Consider the following 21,526-nt stretch of genomic DNA (forward strand, 5'->3'; position numbering starts at 1 on the left):
GTGTCACCTGTAGCTCCGGTGGCTCCTGTGGCTCCAGTTGCCCCTGTTGTCCCGGTCGGTCCTATTACCTGTTCCAGCGAATCTAACTCAGCGGGAAGCACCCGATGAGCGTCCACCAAATTTCCTTCAGCATCCTTACCCCAAACCGATATGACTACCGTTTCAGAACTTGTGGAAAATACAAATTCGAAAGCATCCAAATCGGCATAGTACTCTCTAAGCACAACCTCACCGGGAATAACGGTGACTAGTTCTAAAACATACACTTCTTTGAAAAGGCCATTGAGATAATAGCCTATTGTTTCAACCGTCTCTACAGAATCGCCATCATTGGTAATTCTAATGGCTACCGATACTGAGGGGCGCACCCCATTAACCGGAAAGTTATCTATCAAACCGGTGGTTAACTCTGCCATCCCAACATCTCCTTACTTTTTTCAAATATCCAATTCATCTAATTCTTGAGCAACGACTCTATGCGCCGTCTGCAAATTTCCCTCCGCATCTTTCCCCCACAGGGTTGCATTGACACCCTGGGAACTGACAATGAATTGGAACTCAATTCCATCCAAGTTTGCATAATAGTCCCTTAATTTCACTTCCGCTGGTCCAATGGTGAACAACTCTTCCACATACAGTACTTTCGAGTTACCACTGAGGTAATAACCTCTCAGCAGCACCGATTCTAAAGTATCAACATTGCTCGTGACCAAAACAGAAAGGGAGGAACTTGGCCGAACTCCGAAAACAGGAGTATTGTCGATCAAACCCGTCGTTAAAAAAGCCATGTTACACCTCCTTAATTTAACTTCACTCTATCTTATGGCTCTTGTCCTTTATGGGTTACCTTTTTCTGGGAAAAATATTATTATTTTTAATTCGCTATACCAAGCATAATGAAGTAATCCTCAACACCTTTGAGAAAAAGGAACTCCTGATTTTTTTAGAACTTAAACTTCTCTAATTGCTCTTTGGCTTTTTCTAAATCGCCTAAGGTTCCGATATCAAACCAAAGATCCTGACTCTCATAACTGCTAACCTTCGCTCCATTTTGGATAAGGCACTGAACCAAATTGGGCATGTCATATTTTTCATTGTCCGGGATATAGGAAAGGACGGTTTTATTGATCACATAGATTCCCATGCTAGCCCAGTAATTAAGAGTTGGCTTCTCTGCATAGGCAATAACCTGGCCATCTTGAATTTCCAGAACACCAAAAGAAGAGTGAGTGGTCTTTTTCTGGACAGCAACGGTCATATCTGCCTGTACTGTCCTGTGGTGCTCATAGAGGGCACGAAAATCCAAAGTGGTTAACTCATCTCCATTGACGACTACAAAATTATCCTTCAAACCCTCGACTCCTTTTAAAGGGCCTGCTGTCCCTAAGGGCTCAGATTCTACTGAGTAACGAATAGTGAGCCCGAATTCACTGCCGTCCTGAAAATAGGTCTTTATTAAATCTGAAAGATAACCTAAGCACATAATTACTTCATCTGTTCCAGCTTTTTTAAGCTGCTCAATTAAGATAGCTGCTATGGGCTTATCCCCTATAGGAAAAAGGGGTTTGGGTAAAATCCGGCTATAAGGATCCAGCCGGGCTCCTCTTCCGCCAGCTAATATTATGGTTTGCATCGCATCCCCTTCTTCGTTGCTAGATTTGGTATTTTCCTATCTGAAAACGATCCAGATTTTTTTCGATCCAGGCCATAGTTTTTAGAATTCCTTCTGTCAAGGAAACCTGGGGCTCCCAATCCATAATTTCTTTAGCTAAGCGGCTATCAGCCAAGAGTCGATTGACTTCACTTTTGCTCGGACGAACCCTCTCCTGGTCAATGACCAGCTTAGCAGAGCTTTGGGTTGTTTCAAGGATAATTTGGGCAAGCTCACCGATCGAGATTTCCTGACCAGAGCCCACATTAATAACTCTACCTACTGCCTTCGGTGAAAGCGCGGCTGCCATAAATCCTGCCACGGTATCGGATACAAAGGTAAAATCCCGTTTGGCTTCAAGATTACCAAGCTTAATCTCTGAACTTGCCAGAGCCTGAGTAATTAAGGTGGGGATAATTGCCCGGGCTGATTGTCTCGGTCCGTAACAGTTAAAAGGACGAATCGTGGCCACAGGAAGATTATAGGAAGCATAAAAGCTTTCCGCTAATTTATCCGCCCCGATCTTGCTGGCAGAATAGGGAGACTGCCCTTGGAGAGGATGATTCTCGTCAATGGGTACATATTGAGCGGAACCATACACTTCACTGGTAGAGGTACTCACAACCCGGCTTACCTCATGATCACGCCCTGCTATAAGAATATTAAAGGTACCAAAAATATTAGTCTCAACCACTTCACGTGGGTTTTTATAGGAGTAAGGAATACCCACTAAAGCTGCTAAGTGAAAAACCACATCATTTCCTTTGACAGCCCGATCGATCACATCGGCATCACGCAAATCCCCAGCAATGATTTCAATTTGATTAAGGAGTGAAGGCTCCAGATCTTCCAGATTTCCTCGTCCATCACGGGAATTGTAACGTATAAATACACGAACATCGGCTCCTGCTTTGACTAAAGCCTCAGTTAAATGGCTGCCGATAAAGCCACCTGCACCTGTAACTAAAACTTTTTTACCTTTCCACATTAGGCCATTCTCCCTTCTACCGTATCTCTACATCTTATGTCTATTCACGAATATCTGACACTTTTTGCATACTCAGCCATTGGCAAGAAGGACATTTCTAAGTAATAAAAAGAGTAACACCCGAAATCTTCAGATGTTACTCTTTTGGTTACCTAAGCCTCGTTATTTTCCTTTTTCCTGCCTCAATATTCCTTTGCACTTCCGGAGCAAGAGGCTCTTGAGTCTGAATCATCGCTGTAAGGAGCCCCGCTCGCTCGGGGTACCCGATTAGGACATAGCCTTTCAGATAATTTCCTTTCCATATCAATGATTGATGGGTAGATGCCTTTGCCGAAGGCTTCGACCAGCTCTCCTGACCTTCCGTTACTTTCCAAGGAAGAGCATCTTCAATGTCCTTCTTATGTGCAGGGGGGGTAACGACTCCCCCGGAGATAATTCTTAAACCGAAGAAATCCACTGAATTCATCGCCATCGAGCCCTTATAGATGGTTTTTCTACCGGCCATATTCAAAGCAGCGGTCCTCCCCTGTTCCGTGGCATTAGGCCAAACGGCATTGATACGTGGGCATTCCCGAAGAAAGTCCCAGGTTTCTGCCACATCTCCTGCTGCGTACACATGGGGAATGTTGGTTTCCAAATACTCGTTGACCAGGATACCATGGTTTATCTTGAGACCCGAGTTTAGGAAAGGCTCTACATTAGGCTGGACTCCTTTGCCTATGATTACCAAATTCGTATCAACTATCCTGCCACATTTAAGTTCAACCGCTTCTACATGCTCTTTTCCTTTAATAGCAGCTATATCCGAATTGAGGCTGATATGGATACCATGAGCTTTAAGATGTTCCTCCAACCTTTCAGCTGCTGATGAATTGAGCATTTGAGATAGGATATATCCTGAGGAAACTATCACATGGACTTCCATCCCTTGCTTACGTAAGGCGTAGGCTGATTTTAAACTGACTAATCCGCCTCCGATAATAACAGCCTTTCGTCCTGGTTTGATCATTTTTTTGATAGCTTGGGCATTTTCCAGATGACGCAGGGTAAATACTTCAGGCAAGGCGGCCCCGGGAATATCCAACCTGACTGCTGAAGCTCCGGTGGCTATTAGACACCGATCATAGTCAAAGACTTCACCGGAAGCCGTACTAACCTTTTGCCCCTCCGGATCAAGTCCTGTTACCCTGACCCTATAATGGATATCAAGATTCAGTTTCGCCAGTTCCTCAGTCGTACGAAGAAAGAGCTGTTCTTCTCTGATATCTCCGGCTAAGTAATAGGTGGTCAGACACCGGGAGTAGGGAGGATAGTAATCTGCCGTTAGGACTGTTATTTCCCCCTGAGGATCAACCTTTCGCAGCCCTTCTGCAGCAAAAAGCCCAGCGGCACTGTTACCGATGATGATATAGTTCATAGAGTTTTTCCTCCCCAAGGCTTATTGATCCAAGCCCAATGCCCGCCGCTTCTTCCGTATATCCTCAATAAGCCCCAGAGCAGCTTTTTGAGGTTCTGTTTCTACATAGAATTTGCCACCGATAACTTCTGCAAGACCTACAGTGAGAAGTTCTGTCACCTGCTTGCTGCCCAGGACAGGAGGTATAACACCCAAATGAGTAGTTATTCCCATGGCCACAGCCCAAGTCCCGATGCTGAGAGCCTTTTCATGCTGGGGTTCAGGAGCGCTGGCTGCCACAGGCAAAGCGGCCGAGTCCACACCGAGATAATTAGCTAGTGCTGTGACTAAATCACCGATGCGGGAATTATCCACACAACTTCCCATGTGCAGCACCGGGGGAAGCGGAGCACCGAGACCGGCTGCCTCGCCGATAGCTCTGAGAACGGCTTTGAGGGTACTCCCGGCATATTGTTCGGTCCCCTCGGAGTTCATCATTCCTGCTTTAGCCAAAGCATGGGCAGAGCAGCCGGTCGCCACGACAAGGACATTGTTCTTCAAAAGTTCTTTGACCATTTCCACATGAAAGATATCCTGAGTCACCTTGACATTATTACAGCCTACTGTAGCTACAACACCAACGATATTGCCGTTAACAATATTATCCACTAATGGCTTTAAAGGTTGATCTGCATCCAGCTTGCCCAAAGCGCCTGCAATGGCTTCTACGCTGAAGCCGGCAATTATTTTTTCCCGATAATCAGGTATATGAACCTTGTTGGGATCCCGGCGGGCATACGCCGCAATGGCCTTCCTAACAATCTCCTGAGCTGCTTCATCGGCTTTTTCCAGAGCAAAAGGAACATGAGTGGCTCCAGGAATCTTCACAATAGGCATGGTGGTGATCAATTCCGTATGATAACAAGAGGAGATTTGGCTCAAGGAGGGCATAATGCATTGGACATCGACGACCATGGCATCCACAGCCCCGGTGACAATAGCCAATTCTTGAGCAAGGTAATTCGTGGCCAAAGGAACTCCTTGACGCATGAGAACTTCATTGCCTGTGCAGCAGATTCCAGCCACCTGGACTCCTTTGGCTCCCACTGCCTCTGCTTCAGGAGAAAGAGTCTTCGCCCACTGGACAATTTTTTCAGAAAGAAGGGGAACATGGCCATGAACGATCAGGTTTACATAATCCTCTTTAAGTACTCCTAAATTGGCTTCGGTCACCACAGGAGCCGGTGTTCCGAATAAAATATCCTGCATATCTGTTGCCAGCTTTAGGCCGGCGTAGCCATCCACCAGTCCCTGTTTAGCCGTCGCTAAAAGAAGGTTTACCGGATCTGCATCCATTCCCATGGTTGTCTGATGCATGGCCTCCCGAATTTCCCGATCCGGATTCCGGGGTATGATCCCTAAAGACTCCCATACCTCGAGACGTTGTTTTGGTGCATGGGCACTCACCCATTTCATAGGCCGATTATGATGGTTTCCCATATCTCCATAGGCTACATGAACCACTTCCAAAGCTAACGCATCAGGCTCTTTACCTTCACTATCTATGCCCAACCCTGAAGCAATGGCTTTCAACTTCCCGACATCTGTTATAGGGTAATCGATCTTACCTTGGGCCGCCATCTCTAGGGCCTCCACCGCATCATAAGCATGATCCACATGAGCTGCAGCCCCGGCGGCTACCTGGCGAAGCAGGTTCCGAGCTACGATCACGTCGGCTGTGGCGCCGCAAATTCCTTTATCCGGTCCTTGCCCAAAGGGATCAATCCGACAAGGTCCCTGAATACAGTGACGGCAACAGAGCCCTAAACTCCCAAATCCGCACTGCGGCTGTTGTTTATCATAGCGCTCCCAAACGGTTTCAATTCCATCCCTATAGGCCTTTTTTAAGAGTTCCTGAGCCGCCGGATCAATGCTGCGTACATTATGCATGGTTACCAACCTCCTCCTTAAGATGGTTCATCCAAGACTTCCGTATTTCGCTCGCATATCCATCCACTTCCACAAATTGCAGGGCCTTAGTCGGACATGCCGGGACACAAGCCGGTTCATAAGCTAACTCCCGACAACGATCGCATTTTACAACCTGATGATCAGGCCCTTCTGTAATAACCCCGAAAGGACAGACCATAACACACATCCAACAACCGACACATTTTTCCGTCTTAACCTGCACCAAACCGGTCGTAGAATCAATCCTCATGGCCCCAGCCATACATGCATAAACACAAGGTGTGTCTGAACATTGCCGGCATTGCAGGGGCATAATCACTTCCCCATCCGTCTCCACAAAGACTCTTTTTTGTGGGCGTTCAGGCTCAAAGATTGCTGCAAACAATTGCTTGGATTGGGAATGAGCCACAGCACAGGCCAATTCACAGCTTTTACAACCCACACAATGCTCTGTGCGTACCAGTAATTGTTTCACGTTATCCCTCCTTACCCAAAAATACACAAGCTAACTCTGACAACTCTATACTATTATAATATTCAGATAATTACCGTCAGCTTGGCGACATAAATTAAAACATATGAATATTTTCTTTATATCGCTTGCGGCAAAGCAGCGAAGCGAATGCAAATGAAAAAGGTACTGAAAACAGTACCCTTTTAAGCCCCTCCATTATGAATATTCATGACTGATCTTCTCCCATAGTCGCTCGGGCAGCAATAGCACCACATATCCCCGGTGCAAAGCCACGATCCCCTGCTGCTCCCAATGGCGTAAGATTTCATTGATCGTCTGGCGTGTACTTCCGCTAAGAGATGCCAGTTCCTCATGGGTAAGGTAAATAGCGTTATCATTCTTACCCTGCATGGTACGCCGAAAAACACGCGCCAGACGGGAGGAGGTCTCACGAAAAGCTAAATCAACAATCAAATCATTGGTTAGGCGAAGAATTTTACCCAGAAGGCGGACCAAATGCCGGGCGAGTTCCGGACATTCATCCATCATAGCTTTAAAGTCAGCCATACTGACATATAGAACTTCTGTTTTTTCGATGGCTGTTGCCAACGCTAAGGAATGTTCGCTATAAACCTCCCCTGCCGAAAGAATCGCAATAGCGAATTCCTTACCATCCTCTGATGTATAGGCAATTTTCACCTTGCCAGAAAGAACAAAGAAAATTACATCTGAACAGGAAGAGGGGAAAACTAATCTTTGCCTCTTTGTGAAGCTCATCCTATTAAAATTTCTTTTCCAGATCTGGAGAAAAGCAGGAGGTAATCCGTGAAAAAAAGCAAATCGATCAAGATCTGGTATTGTTTTAGGGTTGGACATTGCTCCACATCCCTTCTACAGGTGTACCAAAGACATGATTTCATACAAGATTTCTAGAAAATTTTAAAAAGTCCTTTAAATAAAACACCCAAGTTCTACTTTTCATAGAGCTTGGGTAATAAATCCTATTAGCTTAATAACTTAATGATTTGTCTCTTGTACCCCATAAAAGCATCAGATATCCGGAATTCTTCTCCCCGGGGCCGCGGGGTATCAATAATAATCTCATGGGCGATTCTTCCTGGGGGCCCGGTCATAATGTACACCCGGTCGGAAAGCAGGATGGCTTCGTCGATATCATGGGTGATAAATAAAGCCGACATATCGATTCGGCCCATGAGATCCAAATACCAGCGATGCATGGAGCTCTTAGTAATGGCATCCAGGGCGGAAAAAGGTTCGTCAAAGAGCGCCACATCTCGAGAGAACATATAGGTTCTGAGCAAGGCTGCTCTTTGCCGCATCCCTCCGGAAAGCTGGGCAGGGTACTTCTTCTCGGCCCCTTCCAACCCGAACTCCTTGAAATGGCTGAAGGCCTCTTCACGGGCTTGGCTCTTCTTTACTCCCCGAATGAAAAGAGGGAGGGCGACATTGTCCAACACAGTCAAATGAGGCTGCATCAGATCCTTTTGCTGCATATAGCTTACTTTACCGGCCTGACCCGTAATATCCTGAGCGTTGAGAAGCACTCGTCCTGAATCAGGGGTAAGGACACCGGCGATAACATTAAAAAGAGTGCTTTTGCCGATACCGCTTACTCCCAGGAGGCTTACCAGCTCCTTTTCGCCGAGCCTGATATTGATGTCTTTAATCGTTAATTCTCCCGCAAAACCCTTTGAGATATTTTGCGTCTCAAGCTTTATCTTATCCATCTTACTGCGGTAAGTAGGCATTAGTAAAACCTTGTCCTGGCTCAATCTTTTTAGAGATCAATTGATTATCTGCCATCCAAGCATAAAAATTATCCCAACGGGCCTGATCGATGAAGCCCCACCGCTCTGCTTCAGCCTTATACTCCTTGGCTAAATACTTTTGGCTGGCCGTTATAAGCTCCTGGTCCAATTCCGGGGCATGTTTGACCAGAATTTCAGCGGCTTCTTCGGGGTGTGCTATAGCGTATTCATACCCTTTTGCTACAGCAGCTAAAAATGCTTTAGCTGTGTCCTGGTTCTTTTCTAAATACTGGGGACTGGCAGCTATGATCGGGGTATAAAAGTCTAAGACAGGGTCAATATCTTTGAACGCAAAATAATTGGTATCCAGGCCTTTCACCTCTGTTGCCACGCCATCCCATCCATAATACACCCAAATAGCATCCACATCGGTTTTCAGAGCCGAGATCACATCAGTTACTGTATTAGGAATCATTTTGATAGCCTCATATTTACCGCCGTCTTTCTCGATGACTTGTTTAATAATCGCTTTTTCCACAGGAGAATCCCATGTGGCATAGACCTTGTTCTCCATATCCTTCGGTCTGGTAATGTTATCTTCCTTCAAGGAGATAATTCCCGAAGTATTGTGCTGCAAAACAGTCCCTACAGCTACCATATCCAGGGGACTGTCTGAGGTAAGAGCAGCTGCAAGTTCTTCCTGGAAGGTTACACAAAATTCAGCTCTCCCGGCTGCTACCAATGGCAGTGCCCCTCCTTCAGGTGGCTGCACAATATCCACCTCTAAACCTGATTCTTGGAAATAGCCTAATTCTTTAGCCACATAGACACCGGTGTGATTGGTATTTGGTGTCCAGTCCAGGACAAAGGTGATTTTTTTATTTTCTTGTGCACCTTGCTTTTCATTCCCAGTGTTGATCGTATTATTCTGAACACCACACCCCACTAATCCTAAAACCACAAAAACACTCATAAGAATTGCTATGCATCGCTTTTTCATATCTCAACATTCTCCTTAAACACTATTCGGCCCTCAGCCTTCATTTTGCTGTTCCCCGGTCTGTGCCCAGGGCATAGCTTTTCGTTCCAAAAGCTCCACACATTTCATAAGCACTAAGCTCAATATGATGATCAAAAAAATCACCGCGAACATTTTATCAAAAGAATAGGATTTTCTGACCCGGGTCATATACACGCCAAGACCACTGTTTCCTCCCAGCCATTCAGCGATAACTGCGCCGACAATAGAATAGGACACCGAGATGCGTAAACCTGAGAAAAAGCCGGGCAGAGCATTAGGCAGCTTAATATACCGGTAGATCTGCCACTTTTTAGCCCCCATAGCTCGCATGAGATTCATAGCGTCTTGATCCGACGATTTAAATCCGCCTAAAAGAGCAATGGTCATAGGAAAAAAACAGGTCAGCACGACAAGCGTAATCTTTGGTGCCATATCATAGCCCAGCCATAACACTAACAAAGGGGCTATGGCTACCGTAGGAATAGTCTGAGTAATTACCAGGATAGGATGGAAGGCTTTATAAAGAGCATCGAAACGATCCATCAAAAGCGCAATCCAAAAAGCCAAAAGAATACTGAGGATTAATCCTATGAAAGCCTCCGTCAAGGTGATCTGGGCGTGCTTCATAAGCTCAGGAAAAGAACCTGCTAAAGCCCGAATCACATCTCCAGGGGATGGGAGCATGAATTTTGGCACCATTTCAAGAAGAGTAGCCAGATACCAGAAGATAAGCAAGAGCAGAAGTACCGCCGTTGGGTAAAGCTTATTGGTGATGCTTTGTAACCTTTTCATCAATGGTCCAAATCCCGCCTTCCGGCTTATAGCTAATTTTTACATAGGACATGACACTGGGTGCCCCTTCTTCAATGCAGATCAGCTGGCAGCGTTTGACCATTTCCATAAGTTGGTCGTATTCCCCTTCGACGGTCGTTTCAAAAGGACCTACGTAGACATTAAGCCCTGAGGATTTTAAATATTCAATGACTTTGTCCACCACACGGATCACTTCTTGTCCTTCCACAGCCGGTAATACTTGAATAGCTACACTTGCATTAATCATTTCCTTTTCTCCTTCTTTCATCTTCATTTACACTTGAGGAGGGTAATGCATAATAAAAAACCTTCTGCAATCAGAAGGTTTTCCAAAACAATTCAGGACATGTAGCCAGAAGCTCATGTATCCTAAGTCCCTCCGCTAGCATTACCTAGATCAGGTCAATGGGTCGGAAACAATCGTTTCCCTCTCAGCCGTTTTCCAGCTCCCCAATACTATTCTCTTTTTTGCATCATAGCACCTTAATCTTAAGGTGTCAAGAAGGCCAAAGCTCACAATGAGTTATTACCAACGTCGTGTGCTGCCTCCGCCACCGCCGGAACCCCCACCGCCTCCGAAGCCTCCGCCTCCGCCACCGCGGCCACCTCTCATGAGCATGCCAATAATCATGCCGAAGATAAAGCCGTTAAAGTAACGGTGGTCAATATAAAATAGGAAGACGATGCCGAAAAAGGCTAGGATTTTAACCCCAAGAGGCAGGGAAGCAAAGGTATTGGTTCCATCTCCATAATCAGACGAAGTGTACAAAGCCTTCGGAGAGTCAATATCCATCACAACTTGATACTCTTTAGCAACTTCCTGAACAAAGGCTCGATAGCCATTTAAGATGCCTTGGTTATAATCCCCTTCTTGAAAATAGGGAATCATATATTCATCTTGAATTCGGCCGGTTTTAGCATCGGGAAGAGCCCCTTCTAAGCCATAACCCACCTCTATCCTGGCCTCCCCCTCCGTAGGGGATACTAAGATCAGTAACCCGTTGTTTAGCTTTTCATCACCGATCCCCCATTCTCTCAAGATGGCTAGAGCATATTCTTCCGATCCATATCCTTTCAGATCGTTGACTGTAACCACTACAATCTGGGCTTTGGTCTTTCTCTCCAAGTCCGCCGAGCTTTGGATAATAATCCTCTCGGTGCTTGAGTCAAGAACATCGGCTTCATCCAGCACGAAAAAGTCACGGGTAGGCTGCGGGATCGAAGGGGTAGCCGCCTGCAAAGGAAAAGCTAAAGTAAGGAAGAACAGTATCAATCCGGCAAGCCGGAGTTTCCTCTTCATAGGCTTCATTCCCTTCATTTAACCTATTTGATAGTGCCATCTGGACAAGCCGTTACTTGGAAAAATCCACGGTGGGAGCTTCATGAGCACCCGCATCAGCCTTAAAATACTCTCGCTCATCAAAACCAAGAATACCCGCATAAAGCGTGGCCGGGAAACGTTTTATCTTCGTATTATAGGATTGTACCTCATTATTATAGTCCATGCGTGCTGTAGCAATGCGGTTTTCCGTTCCTGCCAATTCATCCTGCAACGCCCGGAAATTAGCATCAGCTTTTAACTGAGGATAACTTTCAGAAATAGCCAGTAATCGGCTCAAAGCACTGCTTAGCGCCGCGTCCGCCTCAGCAGCCTCTCCCACACTGCCTGCCCCGATCAGTCGGGATCTGGCGTCAGCTACATCCGTAAACACTTCACTTTCATGTTCAGCATATCCTTTGACGGTATTGACCAGATTCGGAATGAGATCTGCTCGGCGCTGAAGCTGGTTCTCTACCTGACTCCAGCTGCTGTCCACAGTCTCCGAAAGAGTCACTAAGTTATTATAACCAGACCCCAGGATCATAGCCAGAATGATAATTATCCCCACGGGAATCAGCCACTTTTTCATAACGCTTCCTCCATTCATATTTCTTTCTTACTCTCTATTGTTATACCATTTCTTAAGTTGATTCAGCTTTTCAGATCAAACCTAACCTATAATAGTCCTGGCTGAAAAATACAGAAGCACAATCACACCTAAGATGATGCGGTACCAGCCAAAGATCTTAAAGTCATTCTTTTTGATATATCCCATTAGAAACTTAATGGAGATTACGGATACTATAAAGGCCACTACCATTCCTATTAATAGAATCATCAACTCCGGACCTGTAAAGTTGAAACCAAACTTCAAAAGTTTAAGTGCACTGGCCCCAAACATAACGGGGATAGCGAGAAAAAACGTAAATTCAGCCGCTACGGTTCGAGATACTCCCAGCAAAAGTCCTCCTACAATAGTAGCACCAGAACGGGAAGTTCCCGGGAATATGGCGGCAATCAATTGAAATATTCCGATCATGAACGCTGTGGTGTAAGTAATTTGTGATAAGTGATTGACCCGAGGCCTTTTCCCCTTATTATAATTCTCAATAACAATAAAGAGAATTCCAAATATAATCAGCATAACGGCAACGGTTTGATAGTTATAAAAAAGAGCGTTAAACACGTCGTCCCACAATAGACCGATAACACCGGCCGGAATACAGGACACAATGATTTTGAGCCACATTTCTATGGTTTCCTGCTTGACGGAAACCCCTCTATCGAATGTAAAGGGATTGAGCTTCTTCCAATACAATAGCACAACAGCCAAAATAGCTCCCAACTGAATGACCACGAAAAACATTTCCATAAAGGCCGCGGACATGTTCAGCTTAATAAACTCATCCACCAATATCATATGCCCCGTGCTACTGATGGGCAGCCATTCTGTAATCCCTTCTACAATACCTAATAAAATCGCTTTAAAAATCTCTACTAATGCCATAATTCCTCCTGATTACATTTTCTATAGATTTAATTACATCACGCCCATTATACCAATTCGGTTTCTGAATGGGTAGCCGCATTCCCCCTTCATTCTTCGACACATGTCGCTATCCATATACGTATTATACCTGATTATGTCTAGCCTAACCTTAAGGATTATACTAGTATTTATTAACTTTTTCTTAATTCGCTCATCAAAACCTATGATAAAAGGATTACCTCCCAGAATAGAGTTATATCTATCCTGGGAGGTAATCAGCCAACTGCCCAAAGAAAACTTTTTAAGATTATTCAAGACCAATCATGACTGAACTTGCTTTGATAACGGCAATTGCGTCATCACCTACTTTTAATCCCAAAGATTCTGCTGAACCAGAAGTTATACTCGCTGTAATTGACTGACCATTAATATCCAGAACCACTTCTGTTGACACGGGGCCCTTTTTAACCTCCGTAATTTTGCCTTTTAATTGATTTCTAGCCGATAATCTCATTTAGATAATTCCTCCTTGTTTAATATTTAAATTAGTATGCACACTCGCAATACATTTCAAACAAGATTCCGACTCTATTCACAGATAGTTATGCGCTCTAGTTCACATCTTCCTCTACCTTCTCCAGCCTTTCATCAAGTAGATAAGGGTTTGCCAGGTACTTCTTGACTAATTTAAAGGAATTGGAGTAGTAGAGTCCGTCACAAATCCGCTCGTCCAAAACATAGCCGATCTCACAGCATTTTTTGACCACTACCTGATCCTCTTCAACTACGGGTAATTTTTTGCTCTTCCCTAAGGCGACAAAAATCCCTGTCGTACCAAAATCGTAGAGATGATGGTAGATAAAATCCAGATTGATGGATTTGAGATAGGTAAAGAAAAGAGATGTGTGAAAAGGACTGGCTTCAATAATCTTTTTCGGCAGTAAATTATGCCGATCCATCCACTTTAGCGTCCCTACTAAAAGCTTCACTTGACTATTAGGTAAAGACATAATACGTTGAGCAATAGCATCCACCTCATTGGTAGCTCCTGTCGCACAACCTTCCTCTATAGTCTGATCCACGATTTTGACAATCTCTTCGATGCTTTCCAGACCTGAAAAGAGGAATTTAACTGTTGTCTCTTCACCGTCATCCTTTAAGAGGCGCTTAATGGCCATAGAGATACGGATATCATATCGGGTATAGATTTCATTATTCATGACAAAGCGGTTCAGTTGTGGGCGTTGAGCGAGAACACGCACATAGACTGCAATGAATAGGTGCAAGTAGTTGAGCCTAATCCCTTGATCTTTCTTTTCTTTGATATATTGATCAATTTTATCAACAGCAACGACTTGCTTATAAAAATTTTGAGCATCACTTCGCTTGGTCATAATGTGGGGAATAATCCTTACAAAAGGGCTTAAAGACTTGAGAAGCCTCCCGTCACTTCGTCGCATCCAAATCTCCCCTTTGCTTCTTAATTGAGCTTCCTTTCAATAAATTTCTCTAAGAATCAGATAATCCCTTCTTTCCATATTATTAATGCAAAATTTTTCTATTTATATTTTCAATCAATAAAATCTGTCCGATTAAACCCTTAGGAAAAATCCGTTCTCTACTTTAAGAAAATTTATAATTACTTATGATAGTGAAAAAGAAGTTTGATAGTTTAACTTTTTTATGGGATGATATAAAATAAGGTAAAATAGACAAGCTTAATTGAGGGAGTGATACATATGACAAAAATCTTGGTACCTGTAGACGGCTCACCGAATTCGGACAAAGCCATTCACTATGCTCTCACTCTAGCACGTTGCAAGGACGACCTTCTTATCTTTTTAAACGTTCAACCCAATTATAACACACCCAATATAAAACGCTTTGCCACCCAAGAACAGATTAAGGTAATGCAGGAAGAAACCAGTAAGGAAGTTCTCGATCACTCTCTGGAAATCGCTAAAGATTCCATCGCGCCCATCCGCACGCTCCTACGCACAGGGGACCCTGGTAGGGAAATTTGCAAAGAAGCCCAAGAAAGTGCTGTAGACAGTATTGTTATGGGATACCGGGGACTCGGTGCCGTTAAGAGAGCCATTCTGGGAAGCGTAGCTACCCATGTTCTTCATGAAACAAGCTGCCCTGTGACCATAGTTCCTTAGAGGATGGTGTAATGAATAATAACCCCTGGTTTGCTATCGTTAACCCAGCTTCGGCTAACGGACAAACTCGAAAAATCTGGCCCAAAATTTACAAGCGCCTTCTTGATCAGGGCGTTAATCTTGAATTTGCTTACACCACGGGACCAGGGGATGCCACCAATCTCACTCGGCAGGCCATGCATAGTTATACGCAAATTCTTGCTGTCGGTGGCGATGGCACTCTAAATGAGGTTGTGAACGGATTTTTTGCCGATCAAAAACCTATTAATCCTGAAGCAAGTCTTGCTGTTCTTTCCCATGGAACCGGGGGAGATTTTCTACGCACCCTCGATCAAAAACGAGGGCTCCCCTCTTTGCTGGAAGTTCTTCACCGACAAAAAATTGTCCCCATTGATTGCGGGCTAGTTCAATATCAGGACGCTACGGGTCAGTTGTACACTCGTTATTTTCTCAACGTAGCGGATGTGGGTTTGGGAGGAATGGCGGTTAGCCGAGTTAACCAGCACAGCAAATTCCTCGGTGGAAAACTATCTTTCCTCCTTGGGGGCATCATGACCATTTTGACCTATAAAAATAAAAACATGAAATGTGTCATTGATGGAAAAATCGTGGTCAATGGACCAGCCAACAGTATCTGGATTGGCAATGGACGCTTTGTAGGAGGAGGAATGATGATTGCTCCTCATGCAGAGCTTGACGATGGTCTTTTTGATGTCATTGTTCTCGGTAACCTCTCTATGTTCCAACTCTTGCGCCATTTGCCCAAAATTTATCAAGGCCACCATCTTGAGGTTCCGGATGTTACAGTCCATCGTGGTAAAGAGGTCTCCATTATCTCTAATCCTTCGGCTTACTTGGAGCTGGATGGGGAACATCCCGGATTTACACCCGTCCATTTTTCCCTAATACCACAAGGGATTCGATTATGGACATAACTATGATGGTACACCCCATGGGGTGTGCCATCTTTTATAAATAAACTGAAGAGGTGTTAAAGATGTCGTTATCCATCAACGAAAAAGAAAAGATGATAAAAACTTGTGAAGAAATTATCGCTCGTTGTGATAAACCCTTTGTTTGGGAAGACGATGGGATCTATGAATCAGAGCGAGCCAAAAGCCCCTTTAATCTTTTTTTGCCCCAAGAACAAATAGTTCAGGAACTCAGTGCTCTGTTTGAAACCTTTTGTGGTACTCCCTATATCTACGATCAAGTAAAGGCTGTCTGCCACTTGGAAGCCGAATGGTATGAGTATGGCACTTATGGCCTGGATCGCGACTTCACTCGGGTCTTAAGCCGTTACTCTCTAAAGCCGGAATATGTAGAACCGGTAAAGGCACATTTTACACAGAGGCTCAAAGAGTTGCTTCAAGAGCAGGCCGCCCTTTTAAAAGGTAAGGGGTTCCTTCTCAATAAAGATGGGGTGCATTTTTCTTGCAGGGTGGTTGTTCCCGGGGGTAAAATAAATGCCCAGCAATCCAAAAGAGTAAGCGAAATCTGTACACAGTATGGAAGCGGACATTTTTACCTCACCCAAAGAGAAAATATCGAGATCCCTGGTATTCTATTAGATAACCTGAACGAGGTATCTCAAGCTCTTGCTGAAGTCGGTTTAAGCATCGGTTCTACAGGACCCAGGCCAAGGCCCATAACTACTTGTAAAGGGGCTGTATGCAAATTCAGTCTTTATGACACCGAGGGCTACACCAGTCAACTCAATGAAAAAATTTATAAAGGTTATTATGATGTGACCCTGCCCGGTAAGCTTAGAATCATTACCAGTGGCTGTTTTAATAACTGTTCCATGCCTCACGTGGGCTGCATTGGCGTCATTGGCAAGAAAAAAGACCAAGTCGCCATCAGTCTTGGAGGGATGGCCGCACGCAAGCAATTCTTAGGTCAGGAAATCCAAGGTCTTTATACTTTAGATGAGGCTACCGGGATCATTGAAAAAGCGATTCAATACTACAAGGAGCATGGCAATAAAGGTGAACGCTTTGCTCAAATGATTGAGCGTTTGGGCTTTGAAACTGTAGAGAAAGCCTTAATTGGCTAAGGCGGCCCGTTAATTTCTCCGATAAATTGAAATGTAGGGAATAACCTTGTGTAAGAACACAGGGTCATTCCCTACATTCGTCTTATGTAACTGGAACATTCTAATTACTTTGCCCCGATCATGGTATAATAATGTTAAAGCAAAGGAGGACAAGTCGTATGCAGATTGGACAGAATCTTAAAGATAAGATTATGGCGAAGTTTAGTCATTATCAGGAAGAATCCAAAAAGACCCTCCAAAATATCGACCTTACCCAGGATAAACTCAATGCTGCATTTATGAAAGCAGAAAAACTCAACATCAATACAGGGCCCATCCATAAAGTTTACCAGGATATCCTTATCCTGATTCAAGTTGTCAAAGCCTATATCAGCAAAGATTATCAAGAGATCCCCGCCGGCTCCATTATTGCTATCTTAGCTGCCTTAATCTATTTCTTATCCCCTATTGATATTCTTTTTGATTACATTCCAGGAATTGGCTATGTAGACGACATGTTTGTCCTTGGATTGGTCTTAAAACAAGTGGACTCTGATTTGCAAAAATTTAGTCTGTGGAAGCAAAGCAAAGATCCCGAAGAATCCGTTCTGGAAACCTAAAGAAATATCCAGAACCCTGATTCATTAATAAGTTTATGTTCTGTCTCTTTTTTCTTCTATCGAATTGTTTATCTCAAAAACGTCTTTTTTCTTTTTAGCCGGTGTCCGTGCCAACAGAGATGCCACATCGGCTTCAAAAGACGAAATCCATACCTTTTGGGTTTTATCAAAGAAAATTTTAAGGGTCTTCTTTAAATGGGATTTGGTCAAGGGATCCAAGGTTTTATAACTTTTAATCATATCATTAGCCAAGGTCACCTTTTTCTGGGACAGATCGCTGACTGTCGTGGCCCCAGTAGCCTGAAGAATATCAAATAAAGCATCCACGAATTCCGCTCTCTGCTCCATGGACAATTGATTAAGCCAAAGCCTTATAGTCTTATTAAAATTCTTACTTCCCTTGGTTAAATTCTTTTCATAGACGAAATGGCTGCCCCTTACTTCCCAGAAGAAAGGGTTATGCTGCATAACGCTCAGACCATTGCTGTTGACCGTAATGTACTCTTCTCCATGCTCAAGGAGCATCCCTACTACGGAGGATTTAGGAACAAAGGTATGAATCCGGTCGAGGATCCTCTGATATCCTTCTCGTTCGAGGACATGAGCCAAAAAGCCCGGGCCGTCATTGTTATATACTCCAATGATTCGCCTTTGAAACTCAGGCTCCATGGCTGCTGCAGAATAGACCGCCAGATTTCCGCCTTTGGAATGGCCACCTAAATAAAGCTTGCCCTGATATTTCCCCACGACCTTTTCTACATAGGAAATTGCATCTCTTTGGGCCTTTACTTCATCCCTAAAACTCATCTGAAAATCCTCTTTCCATCCGGCCAAGGTATCGTCCGTACCCCGAAAGGCAATAAAATGCTCCTCTTGGCTGATGGAAAAGACCATCGCGGAAAATTGGTTACAAAGCTCATGATCCACAAGATTCACATAGCTGGACAGCTGAATTTCTTTAAAACGAGTCGCCAGCGAGGCTTTAACCAATAGCTTAGGTATCTCCCGAAAGAAAGGATTGATACTATTCTGGAGTTTCTGATGGGCAAGACCTTTGAAGTATTTTTCCCCTGCTTTCGCCAAGGATATGGAATCCCTTGAGGACTCTGATGGGAGGATGCCATCGAATTCAAGGTAAGCCAAGACCGAAAAGATTAAATTATCTACTTCATTAAATCCATCCTGGGCAAAGCTTAAGTCCCCTCGCCAATCAAGATAATCAAATATATTTTGCATAGGACACCTTTTCTTCTTCACTTCTTGAATAGAGTACAGTCTCTGTTTAGTATGTCTTATTTTTGAGTTTTATGCTGAGCCTATTCTTCTATCTTATTCTTCTTTCCCGATTAATATCCTTTCAACCTTCTTGCTACCCTCTGCCTACACTGTTAATGCTTTCCACCAATGCCGCCATCAAGCGGTGAAATCCTTGAGGATTTTGAGCCGGGACACGATAATGCTTATTAATCTCAATCTGGACAGCTGGAATCCCCAGTTCCCTGGCCGCAAAATTGGCTATCGTATTCGGGCTGGATGCAGCAAAATAATCAGAGGAGATTTTTGAGAACCCACAATTGCGAAAGTTCTGGGCCAGGATTTCATCGGTATGCATTTTTTCAAGTAGGTTGCTCCTATTGTTCGTTCCAAAATCCACATCAAATTCCCTTTCTCGGGCTGCTCCGTGAATATCCAACAGGAGCTTAATCTTGCCTTGCCTGCATAACTGGGCAAGTTTCTCTTTATAGATGCAAGGGCTATCCACGTTCGGATCCCCACCATAAAGCTTAGTCACTGCAATAGCATGACAACCAGTTGACTTATTCAGCAGGTAGACAATGGAGCCAGTATACTCATCGGACATTTTGATCTTCTTCTGGCGATAATGGCGAACCGCGTGGGGAGCTGAGACCAGAATGGGAATATCCCCTGCCGCGTGCCAAAAGGGCTCCTCTTGCTTGGGATTCACTCGTTTATCGGTTTTGTAGAAATAGATTCTCTCTATGCTGACTGCTTCTTCATTGAGACGGGTCCTTGTATATTCAGTGATAAGTTGCTGATGCATCTGGCTCATGGTTTTCCCTCCTTGCTCCCAAACATAAAATCGGGGAGATCGCTCCCCGATTAATACTACCTCAACTCCAAACAAAATTCCATCTTAGTCTTTTTCCCGCCCCTTGTCCTCCTTTATATTAAGCACTGCAAATCCTATTAAATAAAGGAAAAGCGGCATAAACAAACCAATGGATTGATAACTAGAGTAAATATACAGATTATATAAGGCATGAATCGTGACTGCTACAGTATAGAGACCAAACAGCAGTGGCCAAATTATACCGTTTAGTTGCCTCGCTATACTGAGCCCAAAGCCAACAATGCCTGTGGTCGTCCCATGGATAAGGCAGGTTGTGACACTACGAGTAATAATAAAAGGAATCGGCGATCCACTTTCATGCATGTGTCCTAAGAGGTATACATAATTTTCTTGAATAGAAAATCCAATCCCGGCCGCAATCCCAAAATAAACAATGGGTATTTTCTTTTCCGATTTGAATAGAAAATACCCAAGTGGTAATGCCTTTGTAAATTCTTCAATAATCGGAGCCCAAGTGGTGGAAAGTTGCTGAGTATTAATCTGAAAATGCCGAACCAAAGCATTATTCAAGGTCAGTGAAATCGCAAAAGCAATAAGACCCCAGGTAAAAAACAGTATCAGCAGCCTGTGTTCACCTTTTAGGATAATCGCCAGAAAAAAAAGGGGGATAATGGTCCCTACAAAAATAGCCTCACCCATCGGACATCTCCTCTACTTTCATAAAGCCGTAAGCCGTTAAGGATAGGGCTGCTGGGAATAAAGCATCTGTAGAAAGTGTACATGTATCAGGTATCAAACAGACACATATCATAAATATCATATCACTTAGGCATAGCAAACAAAGACCCGCTATAAACAACCGGTACCGGATAATAGGGAAAATAGGCTGAGCTTTCCATAGGGTGTACACTATAGCTAGTGTTAAGACCAGGTTATCTGTATTGATCAGTAGATTACTGGATCCTACCAGAGCCAGGAAAATAGGAATTACCAGTAATCCTAGGGGCCATAGATTCCAATATTTTATCTCAATGGTATACTGAGGTATCCCCCTTGTGATTGTATGGATTACCCCAATCAGGAAGAAATAAGTTCCTATAAAACCCAGATCCGCAATGGATGGATAAGGGAGTGACGAGCCATTAAGAAATATAACAGAAAACCAGTAAAGCTGTCCCAAAGTCCAACTTAATACAGCCAAAGCGACTCCCAATACTAAATAACGCTGGCAGCTGAATCGAGCATAGCAAATCACAAGCATACCGATAGCTAATCCAGAGAAAAACTGTATTCCATTGGCTACCGCATTTAACTTAGCATAAGGAAAATCGATGAAAAGCAAAATATAAAATAGAGCTGCCCAGACAAACGAAAGAATACAGACAGCCTTAACAGTTAATGTCAAGATTTCTTTTCGTTTTAACATTCCTTGGATGACTTGATCCCATGTAATCATGAAAATCCCCTACCTTGAGTGCCATATTACTACATTGTCAACTTCATTTACATTCAAGAGTTGGTATATACTTTATATACATTATGACATATTTCACGAGCAAATGTTATATAATTCACAGATTTTTAAAATAATTTTTTGAGATTATATAATATAAAATTCTTATGGCAAGGATTAAATATTCATATTAAAACAAAAACCACCCTCCTCAATTAGGAAGGTGGCCATACACCACTAGTTAAGATGTCAACTGTTCAATCTAAATCTTGACTAGACTATAAATCTTGC

24 protein-coding genes, 1 pseudogene and 1 riboswitch are annotated in these 21,526 nt (G+C 43.7%); of the genes and pseudogenes, 4 read left to right on the forward strand and 21 right to left on the reverse strand.

Annotated features, from left to right (window positions below; all coding sequences use genetic code 11):
* From BUA14_RS26410 to BUA14_RS26490, 17 genes and pseudogenes are all read right to left on the reverse strand, one after another.
* Positions 1-416: pseudogene (locus BUA14_RS26410) on the reverse strand (hypothetical protein); the annotation flags it as partial.
* 21 nt (positions 417-437) lie between these two features.
* A complete protein-coding gene (locus tag BUA14_RS26415; RefSeq protein WP_072775325.1) occupies positions 438-788 on the reverse strand; it encodes a hypothetical protein in 351 nt (116 codons plus the stop codon).
* A 155-nt stretch (positions 789-943) separates the two neighbouring features.
* Entirely contained in the window at positions 944-1,633 is a 690-nt protein-coding gene (locus BUA14_RS26420) for a nucleotidyltransferase family protein (RefSeq protein WP_072775326.1), read from the reverse strand.
* A 19-nt stretch (positions 1,634-1,652) separates the two neighbouring features.
* The gene (locus BUA14_RS26425; protein ID WP_018214181.1) at positions 1,653-2,639 is read right to left on the reverse strand and encodes an SDR family NAD(P)-dependent oxidoreductase; all 987 of its coding nucleotides are present in this window, start codon (positions 2,637-2,639) and stop codon (positions 1,653-1,655) included.
* 148 nt (positions 2,640-2,787) lie between these two features.
* The gene (locus BUA14_RS26430; protein WP_072775327.1) at positions 2,788-4,056 is read right to left on the reverse strand and encodes an NAD(P)/FAD-dependent oxidoreductase; all 1,269 of its coding nucleotides are present in this window, start codon (positions 4,054-4,056) and stop codon (positions 2,788-2,790) included.
* 21 nt (positions 4,057-4,077) lie between these two features.
* A complete protein-coding gene (cooS, locus tag BUA14_RS26435) occupies positions 4,078-5,985 on the reverse strand; it encodes an anaerobic carbon-monoxide dehydrogenase catalytic subunit (RefSeq protein WP_072775328.1) in 1,908 nt (635 codons plus the stop codon).
* A complete protein-coding gene (locus BUA14_RS26440) occupies positions 5,978-6,481 on the reverse strand; it encodes a 4Fe-4S dicluster domain-containing protein (protein ID WP_072775329.1) in 504 nt (167 codons plus the stop codon). Before BUA14_RS26440 ends, cooS begins: the two co-directional genes overlap by 8 nt.
* Positions 6,482-6,676: 195 nt before the next feature.
* Positions 6,677-7,336, reverse strand: coding sequence for a Crp/Fnr family transcriptional regulator (locus tag BUA14_RS26445; RefSeq protein ID WP_072775330.1), 660 nt, complete (start codon positions 7,334-7,336; stop codon positions 6,677-6,679).
* Positions 7,337-7,464: 128 nt separating this feature from the next.
* Positions 7,465-8,229 (reverse strand): ABC transporter ATP-binding protein, encoded by a 765-nt coding sequence (locus BUA14_RS26450; protein WP_242954773.1) that lies wholly within the window; start codon positions 8,227-8,229, stop codon positions 7,465-7,467.
* Positions 8,210-9,229, reverse strand: coding sequence for an ABC transporter substrate-binding protein (locus BUA14_RS26455; protein WP_072775331.1), 1,020 nt, complete (start codon positions 9,227-9,229; stop codon positions 8,210-8,212). Before BUA14_RS26455 ends, BUA14_RS26450 begins: the two co-directional genes overlap by 20 nt.
* Before the next feature lie 33 nt (positions 9,230-9,262).
* Positions 9,263-10,045 carry an ABC transporter permease gene (locus BUA14_RS26460; RefSeq protein WP_072775332.1) on the reverse strand — a complete coding sequence of 261 codons (783 nt, stop codon included), beginning with the start codon at positions 10,043-10,045 and terminating at the stop codon, positions 9,263-9,265.
* On the reverse strand, positions 10,014-10,310 hold the full coding sequence (locus tag BUA14_RS26465; protein ID WP_072775355.1) for a thiamine-binding protein: 297 nt from the start codon (positions 10,308-10,310) through the stop codon (positions 10,014-10,016). The genes BUA14_RS26460 and BUA14_RS26465 overlap by 32 nt, the downstream gene beginning before the upstream one ends.
* 109 nt (positions 10,311-10,419) lie before the next feature.
* Positions 10,420-10,526: riboswitch (TPP riboswitch) on the reverse strand.
* A gap of 63 nt (positions 10,527-10,589) precedes the next feature.
* Positions 10,590-11,381 (reverse strand): TPM domain-containing protein, encoded by a 792-nt coding sequence (locus tag BUA14_RS26470; RefSeq protein WP_084078880.1) that lies wholly within the window; start codon positions 11,379-11,381, stop codon positions 10,590-10,592.
* A gap of 34 nt (positions 11,382-11,415) precedes the next feature.
* The gene (locus BUA14_RS26475) at positions 11,416-11,973 is read right to left on the reverse strand and encodes a LemA family protein (RefSeq protein ID WP_035213357.1); all 558 of its coding nucleotides are present in this window, start codon (positions 11,971-11,973) and stop codon (positions 11,416-11,418) included.
* Positions 11,974-12,054: 81 nt separating this feature from the next.
* Entirely contained in the window at positions 12,055-12,891 is an 837-nt protein-coding gene (locus tag BUA14_RS26480; RefSeq protein WP_072775334.1) for an undecaprenyl-diphosphate phosphatase, read from the reverse strand.
* A 289-nt stretch (positions 12,892-13,180) separates the two neighbouring features.
* Complete coding sequence (locus BUA14_RS26485; protein ID WP_072775335.1) at positions 13,181-13,387, reverse strand: TOBE domain-containing protein; 207 nt, start codon at positions 13,385-13,387, stop codon at positions 13,181-13,183.
* 97 nt (positions 13,388-13,484) lie between these two features.
* Positions 13,485-14,333 carry a 2-oxo acid dehydrogenase subunit E2 gene (locus BUA14_RS26490; RefSeq protein WP_072775336.1) on the reverse strand — a complete coding sequence of 283 codons (849 nt, stop codon included), beginning with the start codon at positions 14,331-14,333 and terminating at the stop codon, positions 13,485-13,487.
* A gap of 279 nt (positions 14,334-14,612) precedes the next feature.
* Between BUA14_RS26490 and BUA14_RS26495 the strand changes: the two genes are divergently transcribed.
* From BUA14_RS26495 to BUA14_RS26510, 4 genes are all read left to right on the forward strand, one after another.
* Positions 14,613-15,035, forward strand: coding sequence for a universal stress protein (locus BUA14_RS26495; protein ID WP_005808355.1), 423 nt, complete (start codon positions 14,613-14,615; stop codon positions 15,033-15,035).
* Positions 15,036-15,046: 11 nt separating this feature from the next.
* Positions 15,047-15,970, forward strand: a complete 924-nt coding sequence (locus BUA14_RS26500; RefSeq protein WP_072775337.1) for a diacylglycerol/lipid kinase family protein — start codon at positions 15,047-15,049, stop codon at positions 15,968-15,970.
* A gap of 62 nt (positions 15,971-16,032) precedes the next feature.
* Positions 16,033-17,091 (forward strand): nitrite reductase, encoded by a 1,059-nt coding sequence (locus BUA14_RS26505; RefSeq protein ID WP_072775338.1) that lies wholly within the window; start codon positions 16,033-16,035, stop codon positions 17,089-17,091.
* Positions 17,092-17,249: 158 nt separating this feature from the next.
* Positions 17,250-17,690 carry a YkvA family protein gene (locus BUA14_RS26510; RefSeq protein ID WP_072775339.1) on the forward strand — a complete coding sequence of 147 codons (441 nt, stop codon included), beginning with the start codon at positions 17,250-17,252 and terminating at the stop codon, positions 17,688-17,690.
* Positions 17,691-17,723: 33 nt separating this feature from the next.
* Here the strand turns inward: BUA14_RS26510 and BUA14_RS26515 are convergent, their stop codons facing one another.
* From BUA14_RS26515 to BUA14_RS26530, 4 genes are all read right to left on the reverse strand, one after another.
* Positions 17,724-18,926, reverse strand: a complete 1,203-nt coding sequence (locus tag BUA14_RS26515; RefSeq protein WP_072775340.1) for a DUF2974 domain-containing protein — start codon at positions 18,924-18,926, stop codon at positions 17,724-17,726.
* Positions 18,927-19,059: 133 nt separating this feature from the next.
* Positions 19,060-19,761: a hypothetical protein gene (locus tag BUA14_RS26520; protein WP_072775341.1), complete on the reverse strand. Its 702-nt coding sequence runs from the start codon at positions 19,759-19,761 to the stop codon at positions 19,060-19,062.
* An 84-nt stretch (positions 19,762-19,845) separates the two neighbouring features.
* Positions 19,846-20,481 (reverse strand): PrsW family glutamic-type intramembrane protease, encoded by a 636-nt coding sequence (locus BUA14_RS26525; protein WP_072775342.1) that lies wholly within the window; start codon positions 20,479-20,481, stop codon positions 19,846-19,848.
* A complete protein-coding gene (locus BUA14_RS26530; RefSeq protein ID WP_072775343.1) occupies positions 20,474-21,238 on the reverse strand; it encodes a hypothetical protein in 765 nt (254 codons plus the stop codon). Before BUA14_RS26530 ends, BUA14_RS26525 begins: the two co-directional genes overlap by 8 nt.
* Positions 21,239-21,526 lie beyond the last annotated feature (288 nt).

Source organism: Desulfitobacterium chlororespirans DSM 11544 (genome assembly GCF_900143285.1).
Classification (GTDB): Bacteria; Bacillota; Desulfitobacteriia; order Desulfitobacteriales; family Desulfitobacteriaceae; genus Desulfitobacterium; species Desulfitobacterium chlororespirans.

Excerpts from the sequence above, each read along its gene's own strand:
- BUA14_RS26415 (WP_072775325.1), bottom strand. The coding sequence starts at position 788 with ATGGCTTTTTTAACGACGGGTTTGATCGACAATACTCCTGTTTTCGGA.
- BUA14_RS26420 (WP_072775326.1), bottom strand. The coding sequence starts at position 1,633 with ATGCAAACCATAATATTAGCTGGCGGAAGAGGAGCCCGGCTGGATCCT.
- BUA14_RS26425 (WP_018214181.1), bottom strand. The coding sequence starts at position 2,639 with ATGTGGAAAGGTAAAAAAGTTTTAGTTACAGGTGCAGGTGGCTTTATC.
- BUA14_RS26430 (WP_072775327.1), bottom strand. The coding sequence starts at position 4,056 with ATGAACTATATCATCATCGGTAACAGTGCCGCTGGGCTTTTTGCTGCA.
- cooS (WP_072775328.1), bottom strand. The coding sequence starts at position 5,985 with ATGCATAATGTACGCAGCATTGATCCGGCGGCTCAGGAACTCTTAAAA.
- BUA14_RS26445 (WP_072775330.1), bottom strand. The coding sequence starts at position 7,336 with ATGTCCAACCCTAAAACAATACCAGATCTTGATCGATTTGCTTTTTTT.
- BUA14_RS26450 (WP_242954773.1), bottom strand. The coding sequence starts at position 8,229 with ATGCCTACTTACCGCAGTAAGATGGATAAGATAAAGCTTGAGACGCAA.
- BUA14_RS26455 (WP_072775331.1), bottom strand. The coding sequence starts at position 9,229 with ATGAAAAAGCGATGCATAGCAATTCTTATGAGTGTTTTTGTGGTTTTA.
- BUA14_RS26465 (WP_072775355.1), bottom strand. The coding sequence starts at position 10,310 with ATGATTAATGCAAGTGTAGCTATTCAAGTATTACCGGCTGTGGAAGGA.
- BUA14_RS26470 (WP_084078880.1), bottom strand. The coding sequence starts at position 11,381 with ATGAAGGGAATGAAGCCTATGAAGAGGAAACTCCGGCTTGCCGGATTG.
- BUA14_RS26475 (WP_035213357.1), bottom strand. The coding sequence starts at position 11,973 with ATGAAAAAGTGGCTGATTCCCGTGGGGATAATTATCATTCTGGCTATG.
- BUA14_RS26480 (WP_072775334.1), bottom strand. The coding sequence starts at position 12,891 with ATGGCATTAGTAGAGATTTTTAAAGCGATTTTATTAGGTATTGTAGAA.
- BUA14_RS26485 (WP_072775335.1), bottom strand. The coding sequence starts at position 13,387 with ATGAGATTATCGGCTAGAAATCAATTAAAAGGCAAAATTACGGAGGTT.
- BUA14_RS26490 (WP_072775336.1), bottom strand. The coding sequence starts at position 14,333 with ATGCGACGAAGTGACGGGAGGCTTCTCAAGTCTTTAAGCCCTTTTGTA.
- BUA14_RS26495 (WP_005808355.1), top strand. The coding sequence starts at position 14,613 with ATGACAAAAATCTTGGTACCTGTAGACGGCTCACCGAATTCGGACAAA.
- BUA14_RS26500 (WP_072775337.1), top strand. The coding sequence starts at position 15,047 with ATGAATAATAACCCCTGGTTTGCTATCGTTAACCCAGCTTCGGCTAAC.
- BUA14_RS26505 (WP_072775338.1), top strand. The coding sequence starts at position 16,033 with ATGTCGTTATCCATCAACGAAAAAGAAAAGATGATAAAAACTTGTGAA.
- BUA14_RS26510 (WP_072775339.1), top strand. The coding sequence starts at position 17,250 with ATGCAGATTGGACAGAATCTTAAAGATAAGATTATGGCGAAGTTTAGT.
- BUA14_RS26515 (WP_072775340.1), bottom strand. The coding sequence starts at position 18,926 with ATGCAAAATATATTTGATTATCTTGATTGGCGAGGGGACTTAAGCTTT.
- BUA14_RS26520 (WP_072775341.1), bottom strand. The coding sequence starts at position 19,761 with ATGAGCCAGATGCATCAGCAACTTATCACTGAATATACAAGGACCCGT.
- BUA14_RS26525 (WP_072775342.1), bottom strand. The coding sequence starts at position 20,481 with ATGGGTGAGGCTATTTTTGTAGGGACCATTATCCCCCTTTTTTTTCTG.
- BUA14_RS26530 (WP_072775343.1), bottom strand. The coding sequence starts at position 21,238 with ATGATTACATGGGATCAAGTCATCCAAGGAATGTTAAAACGAAAAGAA.